The 13796-nt window shown below is 72.1% G+C and carries 3 protein-coding genes; all 3 read right to left on the bottom strand.

What is annotated here, in order from left to right; translation table 11 throughout:
- A partial coding sequence (locus tag ACTJKJ_RS08595; RefSeq protein ID WP_440820165.1) for an amino acid adenylation domain-containing protein occupies positions 1-9213 on the bottom strand: 9213 nt, incomplete at its 3' end.
- Between the two features lie 25 nt (positions 9214-9238).
- Positions 9239-12766, bottom strand: coding sequence for an amino acid adenylation domain-containing protein (locus ACTJKJ_RS08590; protein ID WP_440820164.1), 3528 nt, complete (start codon positions 12764-12766; stop codon positions 9239-9241).
- A 4-nt stretch (positions 12767-12770) separates the two neighbouring features.
- Positions 12771-13796, bottom strand: a 1026-nt coding sequence (locus ACTJKJ_RS08585; RefSeq protein ID WP_440820163.1) for a TauD/TfdA family dioxygenase, incomplete at its 5' end; no start/stop codon positions are given.

Genomic DNA, 13796 nt, shown 5'->3' with positions numbered 1-13796 from the left:
GTCGTCGCGGCAGGTCCAGTGCGTGACGTCGATGGCCGCTTCGGTGGGGCCGTACAGGTTGTAGAGGCCCGCCTTCGGAAGCCGCCGGAACACGGCGGCTTGCGCCTCGGCTGGCAACGCTTCGCCGCTGCAGACGATGCGCTTCAGTGAGGTGCAAGTCTCCACGCCGTCATGCGCCAGGAAGGCCTGCAGCATCGACGGCACGAAGTGGATCGTGGTGACTTGGTGCTCGTTGATGAGCGCGACCAGCCGCTGCGGATCGCGGTGATCGCCGGGCGCCGCGATGGCCAAGCGAGCGCCTTCGGCCAGCGCCCAGAACAGTTCCCACACCGAGACGTCGAAGCTCAGCGGCGTCTTCTGCAACACCGTGTCGGCCGCGCTCAGCGCGTAGGCGCGCTGCATCCATGCCAAGCGGTTGTGCAGCGCGACGTGCCTGTTGGCCGCGCCCTTGGGCCGCCCCGTCGAGCCGGAGGTGTAGATCACGTAGGCGAGGCTCTCGCCGTGGATCTCGACGTTGGGATTCGCGAGCGATGCATCGCTCTCACCATCGCCGACCGCCTCATCGGCGGCTTCAGCCGCACGGTCGGTGCGACCGCGCGTGTCCTGCGAGGCCTGAGCGGCGACGGTCGCGCCGATATCGACCAGCTTGACGCCCTCGCCGACCGGCAGCTTCGCGCGCAGGTGCGGCTGCGTCAGCACCAGCGACACGCCGCTGTCTTCGAGCATGTAGGCCAGCCGATCGGCGGGCAGCTCCGGGTCGAGCGGCACGTAGGCGCCGCCGGCTTTCAGGATGGCCAGCACGCCGACCATCATTTCCATCGAGCGTTCGACGGCCAGGCCCACACGCGAGTCCGCTCTCACGCCCAGCGCGATGAGGCGATGCGCCAGGCGGTTCGCATGCACATTGAGCTGACCGCGTGTCAACGTGCTCAGCCCAAAGACCAGCGCCGGTGCGTCCGGATCGATCGCCGCCTGACGCTCGATCAGCCGATGCATAGGCACCGCCTCCGTCGCCTCATCGCTGTTGATGCTCAAGCGTTCCAGCCGCTCGAACTCCTCCGGCGACATCAGCATCACATCACCGACAGCCCGCTCCGGCGTCGCGCTGATCGCTTCCAGCATCGCCACGAGATGCCCCGCCATGCGCTCGATCGTGTCGGCCTCGAACAGCTCAGCGGCGTAGCTGAAGCTCGCCTCGACGCCGCCGGTCGGCAGCTCGGTCGTGTGCAGCGTCAGCTCGAACTGCGCTTCGCGCTCGGCCAGGGCGACCGGCTCGATCTCGAGCCCCGGAAGCCGGCGCGCCGTGAGGTCCTCCCCGCGCAGGTGGTTGAACATCACCTGGAACAGCGGATGTACGCCCAAGGCGCGCTCCGGTTGGAGCGCCTCGACCAGTTGCTCGAACGGCAGGTCCGGGTGGGCCTGCGCGCCGATGGCGGCCTCGCGGGCTTGCGCCAGCACCCGCGCCAATGGCATCCGCGCATCGATGCGGTTGTCCAGCACCTGCGTGTTGACGAAGAAACCGACCACCGGCGCGATCTCCGGCCGGTCGCGGTTGGCGATGGGCACGCCGACGCGGATCTCCGACTGCGCGGTCCAGCGGCTCAGCACCGCCTGGAAGCCGGCCAGCAGCACCATGAACAGGGTCGCGCCCTCGTCGCTGGCGCGTTGCCGCAGACGCGCCGACAGCGCCGGCGGCAGCGTCCAGGCGTGGCGCGCGGCCCGGTAGCGGCCGTCGGGCCGTCGCGGATGATCAGCTGGCAGCTGCAGCACGGACTGCTCGGCGCCGAGCCGCTCGCGCCAGTAGTCCAGCTGGCGCTGCCACTCGGCGCCTGCCTGCCACTGGCGTTGCCACACCGCGAAGTCCGCGTACTGGATGGGCCAGGGCGCCAGCGTCGTCGCCTCGTCCCGCACGGCGGCGGCGTAGTCCGCGAAGACCTCGTCCACGACGACGCGCATCGACCAGCCGTCGGACACGATGTGATGCATCACGACGACCAGTTGGTGCCGATCGATGCCCTGCCGCAGCAGGCCGACACGGATCAGCGGACCGGTGGTCAGATCGAACGGCGTCTGGACGAGCCGTCGCGCCTGCGCTTCGTCGGCAAGCAGGGTGAATGCCACCCCGGCCGTGCCGGGTGCTTGCACCCGCTGTTCCACCGCGCCCTCCTCGCCCAGCCGAAAGACGGTGCGCAGCGACTCGTGCCGCCGCACCAGCGAATCGAAACTGGAGCGCAGCGCGTCGACATCCAGCGCGCCGCGCAGCTTGAGCGCGCCAGCGATGTGATACGCGGTGCTGGCCGGATCCAGCTGCCACAGGAACCATTGACGCTGCTGCGCGAAGGACAGCGGCAGGCCGGCCGCACGGGCCTCGTCGCCCAGCGGCACGACGGCGGACCGCACGCTCGAGGTGATGGACGGCGCGACGGACGGCGCGATCGCAGCCCCCGCTGTGTCCGCGTGGATCTCCGCTACCACGCGCGCGAGCGCCGCCACCGTCGGATGCTCGAAGACATGCCGCGGCAGGAGGCGCCAGCCGCGCTGATGCCCCAACGCGACGACCTTGAGGCTCAGGATCGAATCGCCGCCTGCGGCGAAGAAGTTGTCGTCGCGACCGATCCGCGCCAAGCCCAGCACCTCGGCGAACAGCATCGCCACGGCCGCTTCAATCTCTCCGCGAGGCGCCTCGAACGCGTCGGCGACCTGCGGCTCCGGCGAAGGCAACGCGCGCCGATCGACCTTGCCGTTCGGGTTGAGCGGCAGGGCCTCCAGCACGACGACCGCGGCCGGCACCATGTAGTCGGGCAGCGTCCGCGCGACTTCAGCGATCACCGTGGCCGGGTCGGCCACTCGGCCCTCTTTCGCGACGACATAGGCCACGAGCCGCGTGCCGCTCGCGCCCGGTGCGGCGACGACCACGGCGTCGCGCAGTTCCGGCTGGACCTTGAGCGCGGCCTCGACCTCACCCAGCTCGATGCGGAACCCGCGCACCTTGACCTGGTGGTCGATGCGACCGAGGTACTCCAGCTCGCCGTCGGCGCTCCAGCGCACCAGGTCGCCGGTGCGATACAGCCGCGAGCCCGGCGCGCCGAACGGATCGGCGACGAAGCGCTCGGCCGTCAGGCCGGCGCGGTCGAGGTAGCCGCGCGCCAAGCCAACCCCGCCCAGATAGAGCTCGCCCGGCACGCCAGCCGGACATGGCGACAGATGGCGGTCGAGCACGCGTGCGGTCCGGTCGCCGACGGGGCGGCCGATCGGCACGGTCGGCCGGTCGCCAAGGCGCTGGATCTCCTCGGCCGGAAGGTCCCAGGCGCATGGCGTGATCACTGCCTCGGTCGGGCCATAGGAATTCACCAGGAGCCGCGGGAGGAAGGCGTCACGCGCCGCGTGGAAGTCGGCGGCGGACCAGGCCTCGCCACCGGCGATGCACAGCCGAACCGGAAGCCGCCCGCCGGCGTGCTCAGCCGCAAGCTGCCGCAGATAGGCCGGCGGCAAATGCAGCGCCGTCACGCCCTCGCGACGGACGGTGCGGGCGACCTCCTCGGTCGACCAACCGTCCCGCGGCAGCAGCACGACGGCCGCGCCGTGGATCAGCGGCGCCATCCATTGCGAGCCGGCCGCGTCGAAGCTGATCGACGCGAACTGCAGCAGGCGATCCTCGTGGGTGAGCTCGAGCCGCTTGCCGATCGCCTGCAGGTGCATGGCCAGCGGCCCGTGCGCGACGGCCACGCCCTTGGGCCGGCCGGTCGAGCCGGAGGTGTAGATGACGTAGGCGAGCTGGTCGGCCGCGAGCGCCGGAGGCGGCAGCTCGTCGCACGCCGAAGCGTCGGGGCCTTCCGGTTGATCGATGCACAGCGTCGGCACGCCCTCGGACACCGGCATGCGATCGAGGACGTCGGCCCGCGTGAGCAGCAGCGCGATGCGGCTGTCCTCGATCATGTGGCGCAAGCGCGCAGACGGGTACGACGGGTCCAGCGGCACGTAGGCGCCGCCGGCCTTCAGGATGGCCAGCAAGCCGACGATCATGTCGAGCGAACGCGGCAGCGCCAGGCCGACGCGTGACTCCGGCGTCACGCCACGTGCGATCAGCCGGCGCGCCAGGCGGTTCGCGCGTGTCTCCAGTTCCGCGCGAGTGAGCCGGCCGTCGTTGGCGATCACCGCGATCGCATCCGGCCGCGCGTGGGCCTGCCGCTCGATGAGGTCAGGGACGGTCGCGGCGATCGACGCAGGGACCGATGCCGATGCCGATGCCGATGCCGATGCCGAGGTCGAGGTCGAGGTCGAGGTCGAGGTCGAGGTCGGAGTCGGCGCCCGCAATGTCGTCGCAGTCGCTGCGGCGACCGCCGCCTGAATCGCATCGCCGCCGCTCCATGCGTGCCATTGCGACAGCGCCGCCGGATCCAGACCACCGAGCTCGCACAAGGGCTGATCGGGGTTCTCGGCCAGCGCGCGCGTGACCGCCTCGACCGCGGCCAGCACCTGCGCGCCGATGGCCTCGGCATCGAGCGTCCGATCCACCTGCGCCACCAGCCCGAAGCCATCGCCGAAGTCGTCCACCGACAGCGCGAAGGGATAGTTGGTGCGTTCCTCGCCGTCGAGCAAGCGCACGCCGTCCCCATCGAGCACGGCGCTCACCGGCTGGCGGCGGCTGTGGCGGTAGTTCAGCAGCGCGGAAAACAGCGGCGTGCCGCCTGGCAACCCGCTGCAGCGCTGTGCCAGCGACAGCGGCGCGTGCTCGTGCCGCATCAGATCGGCCAGGCCGGCCTGCGCCAGGCGCAGGCTCGCCGCGACGCCCAGCGGCCCGACCCGCAGGCGCAGCGGCAGCGTGTTGATGAACAGGCCCAGCGCGCGCCCGGCGTCGCGCCCCGCCTGCATGCGGCCGAGCAGCACCGTGCCGAAGACCACGTCATCGCGCCCGGTCGCGCGCGCCAGCACCAGCGACCAGGCCAGGTGGAACACCGCCGATGCGCCCACGCCATGCCGTCGCGCTTCCTGGCGGATCCGGTCCGCCAGCGCGGTGTCGAGCGTCCGCCGCGCCTCCTGCACGCTGGTGCCATCGCCTCGCACGTCGATCAGCCCATAGGGCGCCGTCGGCTCCTCCACATCGCGCAGCAGCGCGGTGAAGAAGGCCTCGTGAGCCTCTCGCCCCATCCCCAGGCGCGCGCGGGCGACCTGCTCGCGGAACGGCACCGGCGTCGGCAGCTCAGCGGCCGCGCCGCGTTGCATCAGACCGATCTCCTCGACGATGCGCTCCAACGTGGTGTGGTCGGACACCAGGTGATGGCGCGACAGCTGCAGCAGCCAGCGGCCAGGCGCGCCGGTCCGAGCCGATGCGCTGGCCCTGCCCTGCGCCGCGCCCGCGGCCGTCGCGCCATCGGCCTCTCCCACCGCCGAATCCCTCGGCGCCTCCGCGGCCACCTCCACCTCCGCGACCACCCCCGCGGCCACCTCCACGGCCGTCGCGCGGATCATCGGCGCCTCGCGGACGTCGATGCGCAGCCGGCTCCGGTGAACATGCGCCTTCAGCCGGTGTTCGGCGTCGGCAGTGGCGACGGCGCCCTCCCCGTCCAGCCACTGCAGCCGCAGCGGCGCCGAGCGATGCACCACCTGCACCGGCTCCCGCAGGCCCTCCCACACGACCGAGGTCCGCAGGATGTCGTGCCGCGCGATCACCGCGTCGAGGTGGGCGACGAAACGCTCCAGCCGCTCGCGGCTGTCGAAGGCCAGGCCGCGCGAGGTGACGTAGGCATCGCCGTCGGCCTGCATCAGGTGGTGGAACAGGATGCCTTCCTGCAGCGGCGCCAGCGGGTAGACGTCCTGGATGTTGGCGGCGCCGCCGGGCACCGCCGCCTCGACGCGGCGGATCTCGTCCGGCGTCAGCGACACCAGCGGCAGCATCTCCGGCGCGAGGGCCTCGCAACCGGCGGGAATGCGGTTGGACGGAACGATCAACTCCGACTCGACCGGCTCGATCGCGAGGGCCTGCGCGAAGTCCTGCAGCCGCGGATGCGCGAAGAGCTGGCGCACCTGCGCGCGGTGGCCGTCGCGGCGCAGCCGCTCGACCAGGCGCAGCGCCAGCAGCGAATGGCCGCCCAGTTCGAAGAAGTGGTCGCCGCGGCCCACGCGCGGCACCTCCAGCACCTCGGCCCAAGCCGCGGCGATCGAGGTCTCGACCGGCCCCTGCGGCGGCTCGTGCGCCTCCGACGAGGTCCGACCCGGCGCCGGCAGCGCGCGGCGGTCGATCTTGCCGTTGGGGGTCAGCGGCAGCGCGTCCATCACGACGAAGGCGGACGGCAGCATCGCATCGGTGAGCCCACGCGACAGGCGCTCGCGCAGCGCCGCCAGGTCCGGCGGGATCCCGTCCCGGCCGGTGACGTAAGCCACCAGCCGCAGACCGCCGATTCCGTCCTGGGCGTCGACGACGGCCTCGGCGATCGCCTCGTCGGCGCGCAGCTGCGCCTCGACCTCGCCGAGCTCCACGCGGAAACCGCGCACCTTGACCTGATGGTCGACCCGGCCGAGGTACTCCAGCTGGCCATCGGCGGTCCAGCGCACCAGGTCGCCGGTGCGGTACAGGCGACCGCCGCGCTCGTCGAACGGATCGGCGACGAAGCGCTCGGCCGTCTGTCCGGGCCGGGACTGGTAGCCACGCGCCAAGCCCAGGCCAGCGACATATAACTCGCCAGGCAGCCCCGGCGGCACCGGCAGCAGGTCGGCATCGAGCACGCGCATCGCCGTGCCGGGCAGCGGCCGGCCGACCGGCAGCGTCACCGCCGAACGGTCCGCGGTCGCCGCGTCCTGCGTGAGCGTGCCGACGGTGGTCTCTGTCGGGCCGTAATGGTTGAAGACGCGCAGCGTCGGCCGCAGCGCCTGGATGCGCGACAGCAGCGCCCAGGTCGTGGCCTCGCCGCCCAGGACCAGCCGGTGCCGCGGCAAGGCCTCGGCCGCCTCGCGGGCGCCGAGCAAGGCCTGCAGATGACTGGGCGTGATCTTGAGCACGTCGATCGATTCCCGCCGCATCACCTCGGCGAAGGCGTCCGGGTCGAACGCCCGCGCGGCGGAGATCAGGTGCAGCGTCAGTCCCGCGCACAAGGCGCCGAACAGCACCGTGTGGCCGAGGTCAGCGGCCACCGTCGAGACCATGGCCATGGTCGAGAGGCGGTCGTCGACGTCCAGCCGATGCAGCACGCCGTCAAGGTAGTTGCCCAAGGCGCCATGGCTGACGACGACGCCCTTCGGGCGGCCGGTCGATCCTGAGGTGTAGATCAGGTAGGCCGCCTGGTCCGGATGGACCGCGGTGGGTATGACCGTGGCAGTCGCTCCGCTCGATGAGCGGGCCAGGGCGGCGTCGTTGTCGTCGTCATCGGTCGGAAGCCGCATCGTCGGCACGCCGAGAGCCCAGGCCGGATCGCCGTCGCCGATCACCAGCGCGGCGCCGCTGTCCCGGAGCTGGAAGGCCAGGCGCTCAGGCGGCAGCGCTGGGTCCAGCGGCACGAACGCCGCGCCGGCGCGCAGCACGCCCAGCATCGCGACGACCATCGGGATCGAGCGATCGAAGGCCAGGCCCACGCGCGCGTCGGCGCCGATGCCCCGATCACGCAGCCTTCGCGCCAGCGCGTCGACACGACGATCCAGCGCTGACCAGGTCAGCGCGCCGTCGTCCTGGACGAGCGCCGTAGCCTGCGGATGGCGTCGCGCGTGCAGGGCAACATGCTCATGCACTGGCACGAAAGACGAGCCGTTCAGCGCCGTTGCGCCCACGGGGACTGGCGCAGGCTTACCGAGGCCCCAAGCCGCGAGGCGCCGCAGGTCATCTTCATCCGCCAGGCCGACGGCTCCGACGATCTGGTCGGGCGCGCGCACGATGGCCTCCAGCATCGCCACGCAGCCGCGGACCAGCCGCCGCGCCGTCGCGGCCTCGAACAGGTCGGTGTTGTAGGCGAGCCGGCCGCCAATGCGCGCCGAGCCCACCTGGAAATTCATCGACAGGTCGAATTTCGCATTGACATCCCCTTGCTCGACGAACTCGACCGTGACCTCGTCGAAGGCCAGCGCCGGCAGGTCCCCCATCTGCACGCCGAAGAGCACCTGGAACAGCGGCGAGCGCGTCGGATCCCGGCGCTCGTTGCGCTGGGCCAGCAGCAGGTCCAGCGGCAGGTCGGGATGCGCCATCGCCCCCAGCGCATCGCTCCGGATCTGACGGCACAGCGCCCGCAAGGTCTGCTCGGGATTGAGCCTGGCGCGATAGACATGGGTGTTGACGAAGAAGCCGATCAGGCCGAAGACCTCCTCGTCCTGGCGGCCCGCGTGCGGCACGCCGACGGCAAACTCCGACTGCCGCGCGAAACGCGCCAACAGCAGCTGCCAGGCGGCAAACAGCACGACGAAGGGCGTGCAGCGCTCGGCGCGGCAGAACTGGCGCAGCGCGGCCTCCAGCGCCGGTTCGAGCGCGAAGTCGATCGACGTGCCGCGGAACGACGGCATCGCGGGACGCGGCGCATCGGTCGGCAAGGCCAGCACCGGGACCTCGGGGCCGAGCTGCGCGTTCCAGTGGGCGAGCGCGCGATCGAACCCGCCGCGCGCCAGCGTCTCGCGCTGGCGGACCGCGTGGTCCGCGTACTGCAGGCGCAGCGGCGGGAGCTGGACCGGGCCGGCCTGCCGCAGCGCCAGGCCGTAGGCCGTCGACAGGTCGGCGGCGAACACCGGGTTGGACCATGCGTCCGACACGATGTGATGCAGGCACAGCACCAGGACGTGGTCGTCCTCGCCCCGCTTCAGCAGCCGCGCCACCATCGCCGGCGCGACCGCCAGATCGAAAACGTGGTGGAGCGTGGCCTGCACCTCGCGCGCGATCGCCTCCTCGCGCGCCTGCGGCGCGAGCGCCGAGACATCCGTCTGCCCGAGCGTGAACGCGACCTGCGGCTCGGCCACGGCCATCGGCAGGCCGTCGCGTTCGAGGAAGCGGGTGCGCAGGATGGCGTGGCGCGCGATCACCGCCTCGAAGGCGCGCTGCAGGGCCTCGGCCCGCAGCGGGCCGCGCAGGCGCATGACGCGTGGCAGGTTGTAGGCGGTCATGCGCTCGCCCAGGCGCTGCAGCACCCACAGCGGCTCCTGCGTGAACGACAGACGGACCGCCTCGCCGTCGGCGACGCGGGCGGTGGGTGGCGTCGCGGCGACGCCCAGGTCGTCAGCGGCGGGCACGGGCGGGAGGGTCATGTCGTTCATCGGTGCAACGGAGGGATCAGGGGGACGGCGTCGCGGTCTCGGAGGCCGCGGTCTCGGAGGCTGCGGTCTCGGATGTCGCTGTCTCGGATGTCGCTGTCTGTGGCCCTGCGGTCTCGGACGTCTGCCAGTCGGTGGCGGCCAGGCGCTCGAAGCCCGAGGTGTCCCAGGGGCCGGCGCGCAGCGCGGCGGCCAGCTCGGCCACGGTCGGGTGGTCGAAGACCAGGCCGGGCTCGATCTCAATGCCCAGCAGCTTGCGCAGGCGCGCGACCAGGCGAATCACCAGCAGCGAATGACCCCCGAGCCCGAAGAAATCCTCATCGATGCCGATCGGGCCGCGGCCCAGCAGCAGGCCCATGCCTTGCGACAGGACGCTCTCGAGCGCGTCGCGCGGCGCGCCGGCGGACGCGGCCTGGACCGAGGCCGTCGGGCCGCTCGTCCCGCTGAGCGCGTCGAGCGCGCCGAGCGCGCCAGGCACGACGACGGATGACGTCGATGTCGCGGTTGTGGTCGAGGGCGAAGTCAGGGCGGACGCCACGAGCGTCGCGATGGCCGCGCGATCGAGCTTGCCGTTGGGCAGGCGCGGGAAGTCGTCGACGCGCATCACCCGTGCAGGGACCATGTGCGAGGGCAGCAGCGACTTCAGCGCCTCGCGCAGGCCGCCGATGCCGACGTCGAGGCCGGCACCGTCCTCAGCCATGGCGACACAGGCGGTCAACTCGATGCCGCCGGCGCCTGGGATCCCGAGCACGACGGCCTGACGCACGCCGGGCAGCGTGAGCAGCGCGCCCTCGATCTCCGCCGGGTCCACGCGGAAGCCTCGCAGCTTCAGCTGGTGATCCGCTCGTCCGACCAGGCGCAGGCCGCCCTCGGCCAGCACCTGCGCGACATCGCCGGTGCGGTAGAGGCGCTCGCCGGGCCGGAACGGGTCGTCGACGAAGACCCCCGGCACCTCGCGGCCCAGGTAGCCGCGGCACAGCTGCGGACCGCCGACATGGACCTGCCCCTGGGCGCCGGCCGGCACCAGCCGCATCGCCTCGTCGAGCACATGGACCCGGGTGTTGGGCAGCACCTGCGTCAGCGGCAGCGCGTCGGCGCCGCGCGCATCGGACGGGCGCACGCGGTGGACCAGCACGCCCACCGTGGTCTCGGTCGGGCCGTAGTGGTTGTGGATCACGGTGTCCGGTGCCAGGCGCCAGATGCGCTCGATCAGCGCGCGAGGCGCGGCTTCGCCGCCGAGCACCACGGTGCGCGGCAACCGCGGCGACCGGGCGTCCAGCAGCGCCTCCAGGTGGGACGGCACGATCTTGATGGCGTCGATGCCGCGCCCGTCGACGAAGCAGGCGAAGGCGTCCGCGTCCCGCGTGTCGGCGTCCTCGGCGATGACCAGGCAGGCGCCGTTGAACAGCGCGCCGAACAGCGCCGTGTTGCCCAGGTCGGCCACCACCGAGCTGGTCAGCGCCCAGCGGCGGCTGGCCGCCAGGTCCATCGCCGCCGAGCTGCCGACGACGTAATGGAGCAGCTGGCCATGCTCGATGGCGACGCCCTTGGGCTGGCCGGTCGAGCCCGAGGTGTAGAGCACATAGGCCAGATCGCCCAGTCCCGCGACGCTTGGCGGCATGTCGGCGTCGAGGGTGCGCAGGTCGAGGACGGGATCACCAGCGGGGCTCAGGCTTTCGCCGGCGAGGACCGCCTCGCGGCAGCGGAACACCGCGTCGACCGCATTCATGCCGCCGAGCGATGCGGCATGCAGCACCAGCGCGGGCCGCGCGTCGGCGAGGAGCGCCTGCCGACGGGCTTCCGGCCAGTGGGGTTCCAGTGGCAGATACGCCGCGCCAGCGCGCCATGTCGCCAGGATCGCGACGATCAGGTCAGCGCTGCGTGGCAGGTTCAGCGCCACGAGCGCGCCCGGCGTCACGCCCAGCGCGGTCATCGCGCGGGCGAGCCGGTTGGCCCGTTGGTTGAGCGAGCGGTAGTCGAGCGTCTCACCCTGCGCCTCCACCGCAGGCGCCTGTGGCGATAGCGCGGCCCACTCGGCGACATGCTGCGAGATCGTGAGCGTGCCCACATCGCGTCGCTCGCCGCGCCAGGCCAGCAGTGCCGCCCGCTCCGCCTCGCCGACGGGATCCAGCGTGTGCATTGCCGCCTTGGGGCGGTCGAGCGCCGCGCGGAGCAGCGTGGTGAACTGGCACAGCAGCCGCTCGACGGCCGCGCGTGAATGGCGTGTCCCGTCGGCGCTCAGCGCCAGCTCCGGGCGCGGCCCCCAATGCACGTCGAGCGAGAGCGCGACATCACTTTCCGGCAACTCGACCTCCGGAGCGGACCAGCCGGCCGCGGGCGGCACGGCCTCGCGCCAGCCGAAGACGGCCTCCCGATGCGCCGTGGTCGGTGGGGCATCGACCGGCCAGTACTCCTGGGCGTCCACGTGATTCGTCGCGATCGCCGCGCAATGCGCGAGCCAGTTGGAGAAGCGGGCCTCCGGGCGCGGCGTCATCGCCATCGGCAGGATCTTCTCGAAGAGGCCCATGCCGCCGCGCATCAGGTCGTAGTCGGCGCGGCAGTCGTGCCGCCAACCAGCGACGAATGGCTCGAAGCCGTTCAGACGCGCCAGGAGCAGCAGCCACACCGCGTGCAGCAGCCGTTCGGGTCCGGCCGCGCTGGCGTCGCCGTCGCCGTCGCCGTTGGCATTGGCATCGGTGAGACGGCGAACCAGGTCAGCCGGCAACGCCGCGCGAGCCTGGACCCGCCCCGCTCGTGGTGCGAGCGGCTCGGCGAGCCGAGGTGCCTGCCAGTCGGCGACGTTCAGCGCTCTCACGACACCCACGGCGCCCGTGGTGCTCGCGGCGACCGCGTCATCCGCGGTGCCAGCGAAGTGACGCTGCCAATAGGCATTGCCCGCCTGAGCCCCGTCGTCGCTCGCGAGCTCCGCGCGCCAGTCGACGTACTGCGCGTATTGGAAGTGCTCGGTGCCGATCGCATCGGCGGTTGCGATCTCGGCCACCCGTGCGAGCAGCGCGATCAGGCTCCCGGCGTCGACCACCAAGGCGCTTGCGTGGACCGCCAGCACATGGCGCGCTTCACCGAGTCGCGCCAGCCCCGCGCGGACTACGCGCCCCTCATCGATCGCCAGCGGCGTCGCGAGTGCGCCCAGCCACGCGTGTAGCGCGCTGACGCCCTCTCCGCGTCCATGCAGCCCGCCCTCGCGTTCGTCCGCTCCGTCGGCCGTCGAGTTGGCCGTGGAGTCGGCCATGTCCGCGTCGCGCAGATCAGCGCCCTGCCAATCCAGCACCGGTGTCGCGGGCAGCGACCATTGCCGCAGGCCGCGATAGCCGTCCACGGCGCCGAAGGCCGTGCGCAGCAGGTCGTGCTCGGCCACCGCCTGCTCGACCGCCCACCTCAGCGCGACGACGTCCAGCGGGCCGTCGATGCGGACCCACGCCGTCAGCGCCGCCGACGGATCGGCCAAGGCAACCGCCCGCTGCTCGGGGCTCAATCCGCTCGACGCCAGCGCGGCGGCGGCGATCTCGGGGGTGTGGATCGCGTTCATCGGATCACCCCTCCCCGCCCAGCGCCGCGCGATCGAACATCGCGCCCATCGCCACGACGATCTTGCGCGGTCCCTCGTAGGGATCGCGCGCATGCGCCGCGAGCATGTTGTCCAGCATGATGACGTCGCCTTGCCGCCAATCCAGCCGCACCGCGCAGGCCTCGTAGGTCGCGCCGACGACGGCCATCGTCGCGTCGGGGATCAGCGAGCCGTCGCCGAACATCACGTGCCGCGGCATCCGTTCCAGCCCCACCAGCCCGAGCAGGTCCTCGCGGACCTGCGCCTCCAGGCAGCTGACGTGATGCAGCTGCACCTGGTTGAAGAACACCCGCTCCCCGGTCAACGGATGTTTGACCACCGCCGGGCATCGGGTGCGCGTCTGCAGCGTGTCGGCGTCGAGCCAGCGGAAGCCCGTACCGGCCCGCGTCAACCGCGCCTCGACCTCGGCACGGTCCGTGGTCTTGAAGAAGTCCTGCCACGACACGTCCAGCCGCGGCGTGAAGGTGCGGACGTACAGCAGCCCCTTGCGCTCGAATTCGTCGACCAGGTCGGTGGGCAGGCGCCGCAGCATCTCGCGGCAGTCGACGATGGGCGTCGCACCGCCGACCGGCGACGGCAGCTCGCAGAAGAACCACTGCTTGCGCGGCCAGCGCTCCAGGTGCGCGCTCTCGTTGTGGAACAGGATCATCTGCCGCTCGGGGTACGGCGTCGACCGGTAGGTGTTGCGACCGCCCTCCTTCTTCGGCAGGTCGCCATAGCCGCCGAACAGCTCGGGCTCGATGGTCTCGGCGAAGGCCTCGAACTCCTGCGGCGTCCGCAGCCCGAAGCCCCGCATCAGCAGGCCGCCATGCGACAGCAGCAGCGACTCGATGGTGTCGCGGTGCCGGCGCGCCCAGGCGACGGCGTCGATGTCCGGACTGGTGGCCTCGACGATCAGCGGGAAGCGGCGATCCCCGGCCAGCGTGGACAGACGCACGGCCGGCAACGTGGGCTCACCCGGCAGCGCGGCGACACCCGGTAGCGCGGCCAC

This window comes from Roseateles sp. 22389 (assembly GCF_052044995.1).
In the GTDB taxonomy this organism is placed as follows: domain Bacteria; phylum Pseudomonadota; class Gammaproteobacteria; order Burkholderiales; family Burkholderiaceae_C; genus Roseateles.
The sequence above is the reverse complement of the archived record's forward strand: the minus strand, read 5'-3'. Positions and strand labels throughout refer to the sequence as shown.

What these genes read in the sequence shown, in the direction of transcription:
- ACTJKJ_RS08590 (WP_440820164.1), bottom strand. Translation starts at nt 12,766, where the DNA reads ATGAACGCGATCCACACCCCCGAGATCGCCGCCGCCGCGCTGGCGTCG.